We start from the raw sequence: 16,896 nt of genomic DNA, 5'->3' as shown, positions 1-16,896 counted from the left end.
ACACAAAATTGTTATTTATAGCTTATGTTAGCACTCTCTGTCATGTGAGTGCTAAAATTTTTAAAAGTTTCGTTAAGAGCCTTAGTTACTGCGGTTCTATTCGCCACAAATGATTTGACACAGATAAACGTGCGCCCAGCCAACCTAGCCAGGTTGAAAAAAACAATAAGCTCAGGCCATTTTCTGTAGAGAGTGATTCCAGCAAAAATTCCATTTCATAGAAACGTAAGAACAATACCAATTGTTCATTGATTAAATGGAATAACAGTAATACGATTAACCAAGCGATCACGCCCCCTGCGAGCCCTTGTAACGCACCGAAATAAAGAAAAGGACGTCTAATGAACGAGTCGGTTGCGCCAATCAGCTTGGATATTTCGATTTCATCGTGTTTGGTCGCTATTTGCAGGCGAATGGTATTAAACATTACCGCGATGATTGCAACGCTGGAAATCATGGTAATCATTAAAATAATGGAATAGCCTAACTCAAGCAGTGCGCTGAATCGCTCAATCCACGCAGAGTCAAATTGAACATGTTTTATTTCTGATTTGCCTTTCAGATCTTCTTGTAATTGTTTTAAGCTTTCTAAAGTATTTTTGCTAAGAGTAATCACAAAAGCATCAGGTAACGGATTGCGTGGTAAATTGATTGCAATATCCGGCAATTCACTTTTTTCTAAAAGTTGTTGCAAGGCAATATCCTTTGTGATGAATTCTAATTCTATAATCTGTGGATACTGCTCTAAGTCGTGTCTAATTTTATCGATATCAGCTTGTTCGGCATCATTCTTTAGAAAAATACTCATCTGCGGACTATTTCTTTCGTTCGCGATTGCCTGTAAATTTTCAACTAGTACATAAATGCTTACAGGCACGCTGAGTGTGACTCCCATGATGATGACACTCAGTAGTGAAGTAATTGGTGTCGCAAGCAATCGCTTGAACGTTGCCACAAAAACGAACCAATGTTGCATCAGCCAGACACGAGTCATGCTAGCAGGCTTCCGTGTGCTAGTGACAAAACACGATGCTGTGTATTTTCCAGTAAAGAAGCATCATGCGTTGAAATTATCACGGTTACCCCCACTTGGTGAAAAGAGGTAAACATCGCCATGATGTCGCGTGCATAGGCAATATCTAAATTTCCCGTCGGTTCATCGGCTATTAGTATGGCCGGACGATGAACGATGGCCCGCGCGATGCATAAACGCTGCTTTTCGCCACCGGATAGTGTGATAGGCATGACTTTTTCTTTTTTTAGTAAGCCAACTTTGTCTAATGCGGCGCGTACACGGCTGGCTGCAGTTTGAGTATCAAAATTACTGATTTGTAGCGGTAGTAGAATGTTATCAAAGACGCTACGATCAAAAAGTAGTTTGTGATCCTGAAATACGATGCCAATTTTGCGGCGTAGAAAGGGAATTGCGCTGGATTTGAGTTGTGCAATATTTTGTCCACTGATCGTAATGATTCCCGATGTTGGGCGCTCTATGGCAGCAATTGATTTCAATAAGGTGCTTTTTCCCGCGCCTGAATGACCTGTCAGAAATACCATTTCCCCAACATTTATCGATAAATTGATATTATTGAGCGCAACATACCCATTGGGATAGCGCTTGGAGACATTTTTGAAAGTAATCATACAAGGTCTTATCTATGATACATCGCTATCAATCAAGCAGTGCATCTACAAAGACTTGCGCATTAAATGGCCTTAAATCGTTTAATCCTTCACCCACACCGATAAACCTTAGTGCCGGCGGATTCTGAGAATATTGCCCGACAATGGCAGCCACCACGCCACCTTTAGCGGTTCCGTCAAGTTTCGTCAATACCAAGCCAGTCACGTTCAAGGCTTCATCAAATGCTTTAACCTGCGTAATTGCATTTTGACCCGTATTGGCGTCCAATACGAGTAACACCTCATGTGGTGCATCGGGCATTGCCTTGGCAATAACGCGTTTGACCTTTTTGATTTCTTCCATGAGGTGTAATTGCGTTGTTAAACGTCCTGCAGTATCCGCTAATACAATATCAATACCGCGCGCTTTTGCCGAATTAACCGCGTCAAAGATTACTGCGGCAGGGTCACTTTTTTTATCTGGATCATTATCCGGTGCTATCACGGTGACATTGTTTTTTTCACCCCAAGCCATTAGCTGTTCGCGCGCTGCGGCACGGAAGGTATCTCCCGCTGCCAATAAAACTGATTTGCCCTGGGCCTGAAAATATTTAGCCAACTTCCCTATTGAGGTCGTTTTGCCAACACCGTTGACACCAGCAATCATAATGACAAAGGGAGCATGCATACTGGTATCAAATGGTTGTTCCAATGGCCCTAGCATCGCTATAAGTGATTCTTTGAGCGCTAGTTTCAATTGATTGGAATCAGTTAATCCATCGCGCCTTACACGTTTGCGTAAATCTTCCAATAATAGCTGTGTTGCGTTGATACCAACATCCGAAGTCAACAAAATAGTTTCTAGTTCCTCGAACAGTGCTTCGTCAATCTTGCCACCACCAAACAAAGTGGATAATTGTTTTCCAAGATTTTTCCGAGTGAGTGCCAAGCCTTTTTTTAGCTTATCTGCAAAACTAACCGAATCTGGTTGTGTTAGATTAGATTCATCCGTTTGTATAGCTGGGCTTTCAATTGTTTCTTCGGAATTTTTTTTGGATTTAAAAAAGCTAAACATTCTGGTAGGCTCTACAAAATATTTTTATGGATTGCTCGTAAGTAAGCGAAAGCACAATTTTATTCTGTTTATTCACACTTAGGTTAGTAAAAATGAAATCTGCATACTGTATTGCTTTTTCAAGATTTTTTATGTTATTGAGCGCGGGCTTGTGCGCATTTCTTTTTACATTTTCAGCGTGGAGTAATCCGCATGAGTTTTTATTAGATAACGGATTGAAATTAATCGTTAAAGAAGATCATCGCGCGCCAGTTGTCGTTTCGCAGATCTGGTACAAGGTTGGCAGTATTGATGAAGTCAACGGACTCACAGGTGTTGCGCATGTACTTGAACATATGATGTTCAAAGGAACCGAGAAGTTTCCTGGTGGTGAGTTCTCAAGAAAAATAGCGGCTGCTGGTGGCCGAGAAAACGCTTTTACTAGCTACGACTATACCGGTTACTATCAACAACTCCATAAAAATAGCTTACCCATGGCCATGGAACTCGAATCGGATCGCATGCGCAATGTCGTTCTTACAGAGGAAGAGTTCTCCAAAGAAATCAAAGTGGTAATGGAAGAAAGAAGGCTGCGTACGGACGATCAACCGAGGGCTTTGTTATTTGAAAAAATGATGGCGATGGCTTTTCAATCGCATCCTTACAAAAATCCAATTATCGGTTGGATGGATGATTTAGAGAACATGCGTGTAGAGGACGCTAAAGACTGGTATAACCGATGGTATGCGCCGAACAATGCAATTTTAGTAGTGGTTGGGGATGTCGATGCAAAAGCAGTCTATCATTTGGCCCAACAAAATTATGGTGCGATTAAAACCAGTAATGTTCCATTGCTGAATGCACGCAAACCTCAAGTGGAGCCAGTACAACAAGGTACCAAGCGAATTATTGTCAAAGCACCGGCGGAATTACCTTATCTTATTATGAGTTATCATGTTCCATCGATTAAAAATACCGCTTCTGATTGGGAGCCTTATGCGTTGGAAGTATTGGAAGGTATCTTGGATGGCTATGCTTCTGCTCGATTGAATAAGACGTTAGTTCGTGAAGATCAAATCGCAAATTCTGCAGATGCTAGCTATAGCGCAATATCTCGTGGTCCAAGCATGTTTTTCTTGAGTGCTGTGCCGCGAATAGGAAAAACCATTGAAGAATTGGAACAAGCTCTGCGTGATGAAATTGAAAAAATTATCAAATTGGGAGTCACCGAAGAAGAATTGGTGCGGGTTAAAGCGCAGGTGATTGCGGGCCATGTTTATCAACGTGATTCGATTTTTTCGCAAGCGATGCAAATAGGCCGGTTTGAGAGCACTGGATTGTCTTATCGTGATATTGACGTTTTGTTAGAGAAAATTAAAATGGTCTCTACCGAGCAAATACGTGAAGTTGCAAAAAAATATCTCATAGAAGACAATTTAACTGTTGCAGTATTGGATCCTCAACCCTTGGATCAGAAAAAGCCTGCTACGATCCCAAGCGGATTAAGGCATTAGTGATATGTTCTGTTAAGATTTTTATGGCTTATGATTCTTTTTGCCTCATAGAGATTGTTTGAGAGATTAATCTAAAGCATGCCTGCTAATATTGATCAGATTATCAAGAAATCCCAAGAGGCATGCTCTTTGGCGGGTGTCAAGCTTACCAATAAACGTAAAAATGTGTTAACCATTTTGTTGGAATCAACGATACCGCTTTCTGCTTATGAAATCGCCGAAAAATATCGCTTTCACTTTAACGAAGCGCTTCCGGTTATGTCGGTGTATCGTATGCTCGATTTTTTGATTCACGAAAGATTGGTACATAAACTCGAAACAGCAGGTCAATATATGTCATGTGAACATATTACCTGTGACCATCAACATGAGACCCCACAGTTTTTGATTTGTGATCAATGTGGTAGTGTTAAGGAAATTGGAATTAAAAAACACATTATGAATGAGTTGGCATTAAGTATTCAAAACACGGGATTTAAGTTGACTCATCAGCAGTTAGAATTGCATGGTGTTTGCGAACACTGCCAAAAATTGGTTTAATCAATTGCGATAGATTGACGGTGGATGATGGTTTCTTTGCTTGAAGCCGGAAGTGACTACGCTAGAAACTAAGATAGGAGTTTGTATAACTTACTACTTAGTCAGTGCGGAGTGATCTGTTTGTGGTTTCTAACCCACAGTACTCTAACCATATTAATGGCATCCTGCACAAATTGATTTATAATTCATCCACAAATTTATTCACCGTAGGAATTTTGCAGATTGGCAAAAGAGGAGAAATAATCCATGCATATAGGCATACCCGCAGAGATTCGCGGGGGAGAAACGCGTGTGGCTGCCACACCGGAAACTATCAAAAAATTTACTGCCAAAGGCCTTTATAAAGTATTGGTGCAAACAGGGGCTGGCATTAATGCCAGCATCACTGATTCGGCCTATCGAGAAGCTGGCGCTACTATTGTTGATGATGCGAATCAGCTCTATTCACAATCGGATATCGTATTGAAGGTTAAAGGGCCAGAGCCACATGAGCTTGCGATGATGCGTAAAAACGCTTTATTGATCGGTCTTTTGTCTCCGCATCAAAAAGATGGGATTGAAGCATTGGCCAAACATGGGTTGACAGCATTTGCTTTGGAAAAGTTGCCACGGATTTCTCGCGCTCAAAGTATGGATGTCTTATCATCTCAAGCCAACATAGCGGGTTATAAAGCGGTTATTCTGGCTGCGAACGTGTATCAAAAGTTTTTTCCCATGCTGATGACTGCTGCAGGTACTGTCAAGGCAGCTCGAGTACTGGTGTTAGGTGCTGGTGTGGCAGGTTTGCAGGCGATTGCAACCGCCAAAAGATTGGGTGCGGTGGTGGAGGTCTTCGATGTTAGGCCAGCAGCAAAAGAACAAGTTGAAAGCTTGGGAGCGAAATTTATTGAAGTGGCTTTGAGTGATGAAGAAAAAGCCAAAGCAGAGACTGCTGGCGGTTATGCAACTGAAATGTCAGACGATTACAAGCGTCGCCAAGGTGAGTTAGTGCATGAACGAGCGATCGCTGCTGATATCATCATTACCACGGCACTGATTCCTGGTCGTCCAGCACCTGTGCTTGTAAAAGAAGACACCGTGAAGGCTATGAAACCCGGTTCTGTGATTGTTGATATGGCGGTTGAAGCAGGAGGTAATTGTCTTTTGTCTGAATTGGATAAAACGGTGCTTAAGCATGGCGTACACTTGATAGGGGTTGCCAATATTCCTGGTTTGGTTGCGGCCGACTCCAGCACTTTGTACGCAAGAAATGTCATGAATTTTCTTAATCTAATGTTGGATCAGGAAAGTAGTCAACTTAAAATTGACCGAAACGATGAAATTATTTCCGGCACCTTGGTTTGTGCTGACGGTGAAGTCGTTATCAAATCCTGATGAACTATCACTAAATCGATAGTGGAACGTGCAATATATTGATATTCAAGATGTATCTTTGTCATTGCGATTGAATGGCAGTGATCGAATTTTTAAGGAGTCATTATGATTGGTGAAATTGATCCAGTTATTATTAATCTGACAGTTTTTGTTTTAGCGGTTTTTGTTGGTTATCACGTGGTATGGAATGTGACGCCCGCATTGCATACACCCTTGATGTCGGTTACCAATGCAATATCCGGTATTATTTTAGTAGGTGCTATGCTGGCCGCAGGACCAGCGGAAACAGATTGGGGTACCTGGCTCGGCGCGGTTGCAGTAACACTGGCGTCGATTAATGTTTTCGGCGGTTTTCTGGTGAGCCAACGTATGCTGGAAATGTTCAAGAAAAAAGATAAAAAAGGAAACGCATAAATGTCAGCTAATGAAGTAGCACTTGCCTATTTGGTTGCTTCGGTCTTCTTTATACTTTCGCTTAAAGGATTGAGTTCGCCTGAGTCTGCGCGTCGTGGTAATTTGTTTGGTATGGTGGGCATGGCAATTGCCATTGGCATTACGCTCACATTGACCCAGAACTGGGCTTTGATTTTAGGTTGTATCGCGATTGGTGGCGTGATTGGAGCGATTGTGGCTCAGCGCGTGCAAATGACTGCCATGCCGGAATTAGTTGCCTTCATGCATTCGCTCGTTGGTTTGGCGGCTGTATTTATTGCTATCACTGCAGTAAACAATCCGGTTTCGTTCGGATTGCCAGAAGTTTTGCCTAAAGGAAGCAAACTAGAGTTGTTTTTAGGGACTTTTATCGGTGCTATGACTTGGTCTGGTTCGGTGATTGCGTTCTTGAAATTGTCCGGCCGCATGAGTGGAACTCCGATTGTTTTCACTGGACAGCATCTATTTAATCTGTTGTTGGCTATTACCATGATTGGCTTCGGTTTGTGGTTTTTCTTCGATGAAACTACCAACTGGACGGCTTTTGCTGTCATGACAGGAATTGCCTTTGTACTAGGTTTCTTGATCATCATCCCTATTGGTGGAGCGGATATGCCTGTTGTCATTTCCATGCTGAATTCCTATTCAGGCTGGGCGGCAGCAGGTATCGGTTTTTCACTCGGAAATCCGATGCTAATTATTGCGGGTTCGTTAGTGGGTAGTTCCGGTGCTATTTTGTCCTACATCATGTGTAAGGCAATGAATCGTCCATTCCTGTCGGTCATATTGGGCGGTTTTGGTAGCGATGGTGGTGCCGTAGCAGCGGCGACTGACGGTGCTCAAAAAAACTATCGCAGCGGCAGTGCAGAAGATGCTGCTTTTCTGATGGGTAATGCTGATAGCGTGGTTATTGTGCCGGGGTATGGTTTGGCTGTTGCACGGGCGCAGCATGCCGTAAAGGAATTGGCAGAAAAACTGCATAAAAAAGGCGTGAACGTACGTTTTGCAATTCATCCAGTGGCTGGGCGCATGCCTGGACATATGAACGTTTTACTGGCTGAAGCGGAAATTCCTTATGAGCAAGTTTTAGAAATGGAAGAAATTAACAGCGATTTCTCGAATACCGATGTAGTGCTTGTTTTGGGTGCAAACGATGTGGTTAATCCAGCCGCAAATGTACCCGGTAGCCCAATTTATGGTATGCCAATTCTTGACGTGCATAAAGCTCGAACTGTAATGGTAGTTAAAAGAAGTATGGCCGCAGGTTATGCTGGTCTTGATAATGATCTGTTTTATATGGACAAAACCATGATGATTTTTGGCGATGCCAAGAAAATGGTTGAAAATATGGTTAAAGCGTTATAGCGGATGGTACTTATATGTTTGTTCTATGGGGTTGTAGTAAATTAACTTGGTTGTTAGGTTAATCTATGCAGCCTCGATTTTTATTAACCCCTGGCAAACTTTTTATTGTCGAATATTTAACGCAGTCCCTTGTATTCTCGCCATCCCCCAAAATGAGTTATTTCTTGCTTTCCTTCGCATAGATAAGATTCTCCGAGGATTCCCAATACTTCACGATTGTCAGCCAGGAGAATTTTTCCAACGGAGAGTCCGATCGGTTCGCGGTTTAACAATTCACCAATATTGGATGAGCTTATACTCCATATTTCCAAGGATATTTGTTTACCCTTTGCGCAGCGCTGCATTGCCGGGTGTTGATCGTTAATGGACCAAAGGCGATAGAAAGGAGCGGTTAAGGCTTCTTCCACAAATACGCCACCTAATTCAAGTAGATTGTGGTTTAACGCTAAACCTCTCATCAGCGTACCATTCACGGCAAGTTCAATTTTCATGATTATTTGATTTCGAGCTTATTCCAGTAGAGGATTTTGTGCTTGATGTAAATCGGATTTTCATACACCAGCTTTGTGCGGAAGTCATGCATGAAAAAGGCGCTCGGGAGGTTTTTCGCTGCTGGAAACTATCCTACCTTGCGAGCGAGGTCGTCATGAACATGATTATATACGATGTTGGCGTCCGAGAGTGGATTTTGGCGGTTTTCGTGCATTCCCGACTATCGATAGACTGCGCTACGCCGATTATTGGAGTCGGTTAATGTGACTTGATTCAAACTAAAAAATCTCCGGCAAACCCGGAGTGATTCATCTGGTCATTTTCCGACTGTAATGGGCGGTCAATTTTAAATCGATATCAATGGCATGCTCATTCCATACCTATCATCGGCATCGGTACCTCGTTGGGAGCCATATACGGTGGCTCGAGGTCTATCATCAACACCCTGTTTACTGCCATACTGCGGGATACCGTAGCCACCAAGCTGATCGGAGGTTATCTCCATCGACGTTGCTGACATCTTGTTCCTGGACGGTTTACTGCTGATGACCTTGATCGGATTTGGAACAGTTGCTGCATTCAAGCGACTTTCATTCAGGAGACAAATATGCAAGGCTATCAACTAACATTTTTTACACTGCAGGATCGCAAGCATGACGGCACGCCTCTTGGTGAATGGCTGCTTCATGAAGCCAGGCGGCTAGGCTTAAACGGTGCGACCGTTGATAGCGGCGACTGAAGGCTACGGGCACGCGGGCCGCATTCATTCCTCGCATTTCTTCGAACTGGCAGGCCAGCTGCTAGAGGTCACCATGGCGGTGACCGTCGATGAAGCGGATTGTTTGTTCGCGCGCTTGCGAGATGAGAATGTGCAGGTTTTCTATGTCAAAACGCCTATTGAGTTTGGCATGACAGGAGGCTCCTGACGCTTGCGCTATCTGTGAGAATCACCAACGTTTTGCCACGATGAGCGAGGCCAGGGGTCTGGTCGTCGACCTTGAGCACTTTGTCGAGTAAAAGATTTGGGACAGAGGATAGAGTCGTGATTACCCTGGATAGCCCAAGCTACAACAGATTGTGATGACTGAGGCAGCGATCTCGCATGTCCTGCGGGAGATTTAAATGAAAACACCCAACTGAGAACAATTGGGCGTTGAATTTTGGTGGCCAAGGGCGGAATCGAACCACCGACACAAGGATTTTCAGTCCTCTGCTCTACCGACTGAGCTACTTGGCCATCTACTAAATAAGCATTGCTTGTTAATACCAATGAAAATTGGATAAGCTTTCATTGGTAGTTTTATATATGATAGTACTCGTGGCGCGCCCGGCAGGATTCGAACCCACGACCCCTTGGTTCGTAGCCAAGTACTCTATCCAACTGAGCTACGGGCGCTCAATATAATCATTTCGTTCCGGTTTTTCAACCAGCGGGGGAGATTATATCATCAGATTGCAGCAATAAAAGGATTCAAAGTTATATTTTTTACGTTATATCAAGCCAATTCAATCTTGATAGATTCATGATGAATTGCTTCTGCTGGCCTGGCGCCTTAATATTGAGCGTATCATGTTCCATTTATTACAATACCTTAAACATCTTCTTCCGGCTCCGGGTCTTCTTTTATAGGCGCCTGAATATTCGGACTCTGGTAATGAGTCATTGTTTTTCCAGGTATTTTAGGTGTTGTGCAACACACATCGGTATTTTGTGCGCGATGACGTAATGCATGATCTATTAACACCAATGCAAGCATGGCTTCGGCAATCGGGGTGGCGCGAATACCTACGCACGGATCATGCCGACCATGTGTTTCGACAATGACAGGCGCTCCGTTCTTGTCGATTGAGCGTCTTTCTAAACGTATACTGGATGTTGGTTTGATTGCAATATTGACAGTAATATCTTGTCCAGTTGAAATGCCGCCCAGTATACCTCCGGCATTATTGCTTAAAAATCCGTCCGGTGTTATTTCGTCCGAATGCTCTGTACCTTTTTGTGTGATACAAGAAAATCCAGCGCCTATTTCAACGCCTTTTACTGCATTGATACCCATCATCGCATAGGCTATTTCTGCATCCAAACGATCGTAAACAGGCTCTCCCCATCCGACAGGCGCTCCTTCTGCAACAACGCTAATCTTGGCTCCGACCGATTCGCCCGATTTGCGCAATTGATCCATAAAGCTTTCTAATTGTGTAACGTAGCTATTGTCCGCTACAAAGAAAGGATTACGATTGACGTCATCCCATTGTTTGAAAGGTATTTCGATAGACCCCAGTTGCGATAAATAACCTCGAATATTGATTGAAAACTTTTCTCGCAGCCATTTTTTTGCAATGGCGCCGGCTGCTACGCGTACGGCGGTTTCACGTGCTGATGCACGCCCACCGCCTCGATAATCGCGGATACCGTATTTTTGCCAATAAGTATAGTCCGCGTGACCAGGACGAAACACATCCATGATTTTGCTGTAATCTTTACTGCGTTGGTCTTCATTGCGAATTAATAATGCAATCGGTGTACCGGTAGTTAAGCCCTCGAATACACCGGACAAAATTTCTACTCGATCCGATTCTCGGCGTTGTGTCACGTGTCGAGATGTGCCGGGTTTACGCCTATCCAATTCCTGTTGAATGTCTCCCGTCGAGATTGCTAGCCCAGGTGGACATCCGTCCACTATGCAACCAATCGCCGGACCATGTGATTCGCCAAAAGAAGAAACGCAAAAAAGCTTTCCTAATGTATTACCAGACATTCTAAGTTCTCTTAAACAAATTTATTGGGAAACTATCATCGATATTTTCAATTAAACAAAGATGGCTTAATCTTCTTGAGATTGTTTCAGATCAATGATGAAATTGTCTTATCGTGTTATCTCTATATACCAGTAAAATGCAAAATGCATTTTTTACTTCCAGTATAAATTACTGCCATAAATCATTCTAAAAAGATTATTTCATAACATAAAAACAAGTTTTCTTATCATTTAGAAGCATATCTCTGTAATCAACAAAAATTAATATCAGGATCTTATATGAATACACCACAGGTAAAAGAGTTTCTCATAAAACTGCAAGATGATATCGTAAAAGGGCTGGAAGCAGTAGACGGCAAAACATTTAAACGCGATCAATGGGATCGGCCGGAAGGTGGTGGTGGTATTAGCCGCGTACTCGAAGAAGGAAATGTGCTGGAACGTGGTGGCGTTAACTTCTCGCATGTACATGGCGCTGGATTGCCTGCATCCGCTACGGCTGCACGCCCGGAATTGGCAGGTCGCTCGTTTCAAGCGATGGGTGTATCATTAGTGTTGCATCCGCATAATCCTTATGCTCCTACTGTACACATGAATGTACGTTTTTTTGAGGCCATCAAGGAAGGCGCGGAGCCCGTCTGGTGGTTTGGTGGTGGAATGGATTTAACACCGTACTATGGTTTTGAAGAGGATGCGATTCATTTTCATCATGTTTGCAAAAGCGCTTTGCAACCTTTTGGTGACGATTATTATCCTCGTTTAAAGAAGTGGTGCGATGAATATTTTTACTTGAAGCATCGCAAGGAACCACGAGGTATTGGTGGTATTTTCTTTGATGATTTAAATCAACCTGATTTTGATGCTTGCTTCAATCTAACGCGTAGTGTTGGCGAGCATTTTTTACCTGCATACCGTCCAATATTGGAGAAGCGCAAAGATACTTCCTACGGTGAGCGTGAACGTGATTTTCAAGCCTACCGACGTGGACGCTATGTAGAATTTAATCTAGTATGGGATCGTGGGACGTTATTCGGATTGCAAACCGGTGGACGTACGGAATCGATTCTCATGTCTTTGCCACCGATCGTCAAATGGCGCTATGACTGGAAACCAGTCATGGGTAGCGCTGAGAATAAATTATACGAAGATTTCCTGATTGGAAAGGATTGGGTGTAATGGCTTCTATTACTTTAGGATAAAAAATGGGAATTAATTTGTGAGTAAAATATCACTGAATACTCAAATTTTGTTGGGTACTGTATTAGGCATTTTGTTGGGCTTTTGGTTTTCAATGTTGGATCAAGAATCAAGCGTGATACAAAACAGTTTGTATGTAGCCAAACTGGTCAGCGCATTGTTCATCGATTTGTTGCGTATGGTACTGATTCCTCTAGTCTTTACGTCGATTGTGGTTGGTGTGGCCAATTTACGTTCACATCAACAAATGAATCGTGTTTGGCAGGGAACGCTGTTTTTCTTTTTTTCAACCATGGTACTTGCTATTGTGTTGGGATTAACGGCCGCCAATTTATTGCAACCCGGTAGTGGACTACAAATTACGATGTTTCAGGATGTCATGCAGGGATTTCAGGCAACGCAGATGTCGCTACCTGAATTTTTCGCTCATTTTTTGCATTCGCTATTTCAAAATCCGATCGCCGCACTGGCGCAAGACAATGTGCTCTCGGTGGTGATATTTGCTTTATTGTTGGGTATTGCGTTGGTAGTGGGGGGCGAGCGTTATCGCAATATTCCGTTGCTAATGCAGGAGTTTCTCGGGTTGATATTGATATTGGTGGGATGGATCATGCGTCTGGCACCTTTTGGCATCATGGCATTATTAATGCAGCTTGTTGCTACGCACGATACCGGCTTATTGACAACCATGGCCAAGTTTATAGCGGTTGTAATCGGTATTACATTATTGCACGGCGTGGTGGTTCTTCCGCTGATTCTCTATCTGGTTACCGGCATGACGCCTATTAAGTTCTGGTTGGGTGCGCGAGAAGCATTGATTACTGCTTTTGCCACCAGTTCTAGCGCGGCAACACTACCTGTTACATTGCACTGCGCTGAGCAATATTTGCACGTCAAACGGGATGTAGCGGGTTTTGTAATTCCACTGGGCGCTACCATGAATATGGATGGTACGGCACTCTATGAAGCAGTCGCCGCCCTGTTTGTTGCCAATCTCGTGGGTATTGAGCTTAGCCTGCTGCAACAAATGATTGTATTTCTCACCGCTATGATGGCATCAATAGGGGCGCCCGGTATTCCCAGTGCCGGCATGGTAACGATGGCTTTGGTATTGCAATCGGTTGGCTTGCCGGTTGAGGCGATTGCTATTTTGCTACCGGTTGATCGAATACTCGATACTTTTCGCACCACGGTGAATGTGGAAGGAGATTTGGTGGGAAGTTTGGTGGTGCAAAAATGGATCAGTGAAGATAAGCCAAACGAATAAGTGAAGTGTGCTGGCTTGAGTCAGGTCAGATCGTGCAGTTGTCCGTTAAGTACCTATCAGATTAAATTCTGCTTTCAGCCATTTACTCTTCTTATCCCTATAAAGCGGACGGTTCCGCCGAGTGTGAAAACTATTCTCGGATATATTTAACACAACGAACATGAGCATAGTCGGATAACTTTGTCGTAGCACTAAGTTTTCGTTGGTTTTATCGAGAATCGTAAGGAACAAGCGACTTTGATTGACCTGTATAGATTAGCTTGTGTTATACTTCCTGTTCTGACGCGGGGTGGAGCAGTCTGGCAGCTCGTCGGGCTCATAACCCGAAGGTCGTAGGTTCAAATCCTGCCCCCGCAACCAGCTTATCCTTGCTGAGATTTGCCGTTTCATGCGGCTTTCAGAAAATTCAGCTTTACGGGATGAACTGACAAATCTGACAAATCCTCTTTCAGGAAATTTCGTCAGCATTGAAATTTTCCTACTAGTCGTGTTTTTGATCACCTTGAATCGACTGTACCGCTCTCAATTTTGTACTTATTCGCATTCCAGTGTATATACGATGCTCTCCTGATTATTTCCACTTTCATTACTTGGTCTCTTTAGTAGCCTTAGTTAAGAGTTGAAATATATTTTTACAGAGCAAGGTCACAGCTAAAATTTTCTTTTTTCTTTTGCCCAATCATAAACACTGGCAAGTGCAGCGGGTAACTGATTCGGTTGAGATCCTCCTGCTTGTGCCATATCGGCTCGTCCTCCTCCTTTTCCTCCCACTTGTTGTGCAACAAAATTTACCAATTCACCCGCTTTGATGTGTTGTGTCAAGTCGGAAGTAACGCCGGCGATCAAGGTGACTTTATCATCGGTAGTCGATCCTAATACGACAACGCAGGATTTGAGTTTTTCTTTGAGTTGATCAAGTGTTTCTCGCAAAACTCTACTGTCGGCATTGTCCAGTTTTGCAGCCAGTACCTTAACGCCATCCATTTCCTGAATATGCGACATCAAATCATCACCTTGTGCATTTGCCAATTGGCTTTTTAAGCGTGCTAATTCTTTTTCGGTTTGACGTACATTCTCTAAAATTTGCACAACTTTTTGCGTAACTTCCTGAGGGTTGATTTTTAGTGTCTGCGCTATTTCTAATAGCTGTGTTTCGCGTTGCTGGATGTAATCTATGGCTGTTTTTCCGGTCACGGCCTCAATGCGGCGAATGCCTGCAGCAACGCCCGATTCCATTGTGATTTTAAATAAACCGATTTGTCCACTTTGTGTTACGTGCGTACCGCCGCAGAGTTCGATGGAAAAATTATCCATGCCGATCACTCGGACAACGTCGGAATATTTTTCTCCAAATAACGCCATTGCGCCGCACTTAATGGCGTCATCATATGCCATACTGGAGGCCGATACGACTGAATTAATGCGAATCTGATCATTGACTATGCGTTCAATATCGCGAATTTCATCATGCGTCAACGGTGCGTTGTGGGAAAAATCAAAACGTAAGCGATTCGCGTTGACTAAAGAGCCTTTTTGCGTAACATGCGTTCCCAGAATCTTACGTAAAGCGGCGTGCAGCAAATGTGTTGCCGAATGATTGTTAGCTGTGTTGGCACGTATTGCTGCATTGACTTTGGTTGATATTTGGGAGCCGGTGATTAATCGCCCTTGTTGTAGTTGTCCATAATGTCCAAACACATTTGCTTGTATCTTTTGGGTATCGTCGACGATAAACAAGCCGTCTGCGCTGAAAATTTCACCGCTATCGCCCACTTGACCGCCCGATTCCGCATAAAAAGGCGTTTCATCCAGTACGATTATGGCTTCGTCGCCTGCTTCGATTTGATCAACTAAGGTACCTTGTTTATATAAAGCCAGTATGGTTGCTTGTTGTTGTAATGTATCGTATCCACGAAACGTAGTTTGATTCCCGTTGTAACGAATACTTTCCTGCATGGTAAATTTATTCACGGCGCGGGCTTGCTCGCGTTGGCGTGTCATGGCCTGTTCGAAAGCGGCGTGATCGACATTTATGTTGCGTTCCCTGGCAATATCAGCAGTTAAATCGAGTGGGAAGCCAAAAGTATCATAAAGCTTGAATGCGGTTTCGCCATCGAGTATTTTGATTGGTTGGCTAAGTGCATGTTCAAGGATCTGCATACCATTTTCTATGGTTTCCGCGAAGCGTTCTTCCTCCTGTCGCAGCACTTCGGCAACTCGGGATTTTGCTGTGCTTAGTTCTGGGTAAGCTTGTCCCATGACTTGGCTGAGATCTTCAACTAATTGATATAAAAAAGGTTGTTTCTGACCGAGTCGATAGCCATGACGAATTGCTCGTCGAATAATCCTTCGCAATACATAGCCGCGTCCCTCGCTGCTTGGAATAACCCCATCCGTGATTAAAAATGAACATGCGCGGATATGGTCCGCAATGACTTTAAGTGAATTGTCGGTTAGGTCTTTTGTGTTGGTTACGCGCGCAGCAGCTTGAATGAGATATTGGAACAGATCAATGTCATAGTTGCTATGAACGGCTTGCATGACCGCTGAGATTCGTTCTAATCCCATGCCGGTATCTACAGAAGGCTTAGGTAGAGCGTGCAAGACGCCTTCGCTGTCGCGATTGTATTGCATGAATACGAGATTCCAAATTTCAATGTAGCGATCGCCATCCGCATCAGCGGATCCCGGCGGACCTCCTGTGACCTCTGGACCGTGATCGTAAAAAATCTCGGAACACGGTCCGCATGGCCCGGTATCGCCCATTTGCCAAAAATTATCGGAACTTGCGATACGAACCAAGCGGTCAGGTTCAATACCGATTTCGTTTAACCAAATATTGGCTGCTTCGTCATCTTCCGCATAAACCGTTACCCAGAGCTTTTGCTGCGGAATCTGCAAAGATTGTGTCAAGAAGCGCCAAGCGTAGTGAATTGCGTCATGCTTAAAGTAATCGCCAAAACTGAAATTACCGAGCATTTCAAAGAAAGTATGATGCCGTGCGGTATAGCCGACATTTTCTAAATCGTTGTGTTTTCCGCCAGCCCGTACACAGCGCTGCGAGCTTGCAGCGCGGACATACGGCCGCTGGTCTTGCCCCAGAAACACATCTTTGAACTGCACCATCCCTGCGTTGGTAAACAATAATGTCGGATCATTATTAGGAACAAGCGGGCTGGATGGTACGATCGCGTGGTCTTGGGAGGCAAAAAAATCGAGAAATCTTTGTCTTATTTCACTACTATTCATAGTAATTTTTACTGATCGTTAAATTGGAAT

15 protein-coding genes and 3 tRNA genes are annotated in these 16,896 nt (G+C 43.6%); 8 read left to right on the top strand and 10 right to left on the bottom strand.

Going from position 1 to position 16,896, the window contains the following annotated elements:
• Positions 1–85: 85 nt before the first annotated feature.
• From ftsX to ftsY, 3 genes are read right to left on the bottom strand one after another with little or no spacing between them, the layout of a single operon-like run.
• Positions 86–994 (bottom strand): permease-like cell division protein FtsX, encoded by a 909-nt coding sequence (gene ftsX / locus W03_RS10815; RefSeq protein ID WP_244073213.1) that lies wholly within the window; start codon positions 992–994, stop codon positions 86–88.
• Positions 991–1,644 (bottom strand): cell division ATP-binding protein FtsE, encoded by a 654-nt coding sequence (ftsE, locus tag W03_RS10810; protein WP_244073211.1) that lies wholly within the window; start codon positions 1,642–1,644, stop codon positions 991–993. The genes ftsX and ftsE overlap by 4 nt, the downstream gene beginning before the upstream one ends.
• 28 nt (positions 1,645–1,672) lie before the next feature.
• A complete protein-coding gene (ftsY, locus tag W03_RS10805) occupies positions 1,673–2,698 on the bottom strand; it encodes a signal recognition particle-docking protein FtsY (protein ID WP_244073209.1) in 1,026 nt (341 codons plus the stop codon).
• Positions 2,699–2,790: 92 nt separating this feature from the next.
• On the opposite strand from ftsY, the gene W03_RS10800 reads away from it, so the two are divergent.
• From W03_RS10800 to W03_RS10780, 5 genes are all read left to right on the top strand, one after another.
• Entirely contained in the window at positions 2,791–4,191 is a 1,401-nt protein-coding gene (locus W03_RS10800; protein WP_375792720.1) for a M16 family metallopeptidase, read from the top strand.
• Positions 4,192–4,269: 78 nt separating this feature from the next.
• The gene (locus tag W03_RS10795) at positions 4,270–4,731 is read left to right on the top strand and encodes a Fur family transcriptional regulator (protein ID WP_244073207.1); all 462 of its coding nucleotides are present in this window, start codon (positions 4,270–4,272) and stop codon (positions 4,729–4,731) included.
• 246 nt (positions 4,732–4,977) lie between these two features.
• Entirely contained in the window at positions 4,978–6,105 is a 1,128-nt protein-coding gene (locus tag W03_RS10790) for a Re/Si-specific NAD(P)(+) transhydrogenase subunit alpha (RefSeq protein WP_244073205.1), read from the top strand.
• A gap of 105 nt (positions 6,106–6,210) precedes the next feature.
• Positions 6,211–6,519, top strand: coding sequence for an NAD(P) transhydrogenase subunit alpha (locus tag W03_RS10785; RefSeq protein WP_244073204.1), 309 nt, complete (start codon positions 6,211–6,213; stop codon positions 6,517–6,519).
• Positions 6,520–7,902 carry an NAD(P)(+) transhydrogenase (Re/Si-specific) subunit beta gene (locus W03_RS10780; RefSeq protein WP_244073202.1) on the top strand — a complete coding sequence of 461 codons (1,383 nt, stop codon included), beginning with the start codon at positions 6,520–6,522 and terminating at the stop codon, positions 7,900–7,902. It begins immediately after the preceding gene.
• A gap of 116 nt (positions 7,903–8,018) precedes the next feature.
• On the opposite strand, the gene W03_RS10775 is transcribed toward W03_RS10780, so the two are convergent.
• From W03_RS10775 to aroC, 6 genes are all read right to left on the bottom strand, one after another.
• The gene (locus tag W03_RS10775) at positions 8,019–8,393 is read right to left on the bottom strand and encodes a hypothetical protein (protein WP_244073200.1); all 375 of its coding nucleotides are present in this window, start codon (positions 8,391–8,393) and stop codon (positions 8,019–8,021) included.
• A 347-nt stretch (positions 8,394–8,740) separates the two neighbouring features.
• A complete protein-coding gene (locus W03_RS10770) occupies positions 8,741–8,914 on the bottom strand; it encodes a hypothetical protein (RefSeq protein ID WP_244073198.1) in 174 nt (57 codons plus the stop codon).
• A 112-nt stretch (positions 8,915–9,026) separates the two neighbouring features.
• Positions 9,027–9,161 (bottom strand): hypothetical protein, encoded by a 135-nt coding sequence (locus W03_RS13405; RefSeq protein WP_279600075.1) that lies wholly within the window; start codon positions 9,159–9,161, stop codon positions 9,027–9,029.
• Between the two features lie 394 nt (positions 9,162–9,555).
• Positions 9,556–9,631: transfer RNA gene (locus W03_RS10765), tRNA-Phe, on the bottom strand.
• Between the two features lie 82 nt (positions 9,632–9,713).
• A tRNA-Arg gene (locus W03_RS10760) sits at positions 9,714–9,790 on the bottom strand.
• 196 nt (positions 9,791–9,986) lie between these two features.
• Positions 9,987–11,153, bottom strand: coding sequence for a chorismate synthase (gene aroC, locus W03_RS10755; RefSeq protein WP_244073196.1), 1,167 nt, complete (start codon positions 11,151–11,153; stop codon positions 9,987–9,989).
• A gap of 279 nt (positions 11,154–11,432) precedes the next feature.
• On the opposite strand from aroC, the gene hemF reads away from it, so the two are divergent.
• From hemF to W03_RS10740, 3 genes are all read left to right on the top strand, one after another.
• Positions 11,433–12,329 carry an oxygen-dependent coproporphyrinogen oxidase gene (hemF, locus tag W03_RS10750; RefSeq protein ID WP_244073194.1) on the top strand — a complete coding sequence of 299 codons (897 nt, stop codon included), beginning with the start codon at positions 11,433–11,435 and terminating at the stop codon, positions 12,327–12,329.
• A gap of 40 nt (positions 12,330–12,369) precedes the next feature.
• Positions 12,370–13,617: a dicarboxylate/amino acid:cation symporter gene (locus W03_RS10745; RefSeq protein WP_244073192.1), complete on the top strand. Its 1,248-nt coding sequence runs from the start codon at positions 12,370–12,372 to the stop codon at positions 13,615–13,617.
• 283 nt (positions 13,618–13,900) lie between these two features.
• Positions 13,901–13,977: transfer RNA gene (locus W03_RS10740), tRNA-Met, on the top strand.
• 291 nt (positions 13,978–14,268) lie between these two features.
• Here the strand turns inward: W03_RS10740 and alaS are convergent.
• Positions 14,269–16,866 carry an alanine--tRNA ligase gene (gene alaS, locus W03_RS10735; protein WP_244073190.1) on the bottom strand — a complete coding sequence of 866 codons (2,598 nt, stop codon included), beginning with the start codon at positions 16,864–16,866 and terminating at the stop codon, positions 14,269–14,271.
• Positions 16,867–16,896 lie beyond the last annotated feature (30 nt).

This window comes from Nitrosomonas sp. PY1 (assembly GCF_022836435.1).
GTDB lineage: Bacteria > Pseudomonadota > Gammaproteobacteria > Burkholderiales > Nitrosomonadaceae > Nitrosomonas.
Note: the sequence above shows the minus strand (reverse complement) of the source record. Positions and strands in the feature narration are given on the sequence as shown.

Bases quoted from the DNA above. Each gene is read 5' to 3' on its own strand.
- ftsX (WP_244073213.1), bottom strand. From the start codon at position 994: ATGACTCGTGTCTGGCTGATGCAACATTGGTTCGTTTTTGTGGCAACG.
- ftsE (WP_244073211.1), bottom strand. From the start codon at position 1,644: ATGATTACTTTCAAAAATGTCTCCAAGCGCTATCCCAATGGGTATGTT.
- ftsY (WP_244073209.1), bottom strand. From the start codon at position 2,698: ATGTTTAGCTTTTTTAAATCCAAAAAAAATTCCGAAGAAACAATTGAA.
- W03_RS10800 (WP_375792720.1), top strand. From the start codon at position 2,791: ATGAAATCTGCATACTGTATTGCTTTTTCAAGATTTTTTATGTTATTG.
- W03_RS10795 (WP_244073207.1), top strand. From the start codon at position 4,270: ATGCCTGCTAATATTGATCAGATTATCAAGAAATCCCAAGAGGCATGC.
- W03_RS10790 (WP_244073205.1), top strand. From the start codon at position 4,978: ATGCATATAGGCATACCCGCAGAGATTCGCGGGGGAGAAACGCGTGTG.
- W03_RS10785 (WP_244073204.1), top strand. From the start codon at position 6,211: ATGATTGGTGAAATTGATCCAGTTATTATTAATCTGACAGTTTTTGTT.
- W03_RS10780 (WP_244073202.1), top strand. From the start codon at position 6,520: ATGTCAGCTAATGAAGTAGCACTTGCCTATTTGGTTGCTTCGGTCTTC.
- W03_RS10775 (WP_244073200.1), bottom strand. From the start codon at position 8,393: ATGAAAATTGAACTTGCCGTGAATGGTACGCTGATGAGAGGTTTAGCG.
- W03_RS10770 (WP_244073198.1), bottom strand. From the start codon at position 8,914: ATGTCAGCAACGTCGATGGAGATAACCTCCGATCAGCTTGGTGGCTAC.
- W03_RS13405 (WP_279600075.1), bottom strand. From the start codon at position 9,161: ATGAATGCGGCCCGCGTGCCCGTAGCCTTCAGTCGCCGCTATCAACGG.
- aroC (WP_244073196.1), bottom strand. From the start codon at position 11,153: ATGTCTGGTAATACATTAGGAAAGCTTTTTTGCGTTTCTTCTTTTGGC.
- hemF (WP_244073194.1), top strand. From the start codon at position 11,433: ATGAATACACCACAGGTAAAAGAGTTTCTCATAAAACTGCAAGATGAT.
- alaS (WP_244073190.1), bottom strand. From the start codon at position 16,866: ATGAATAGTAGTGAAATAAGACAAAGATTTCTCGATTTTTTTGCCTCC.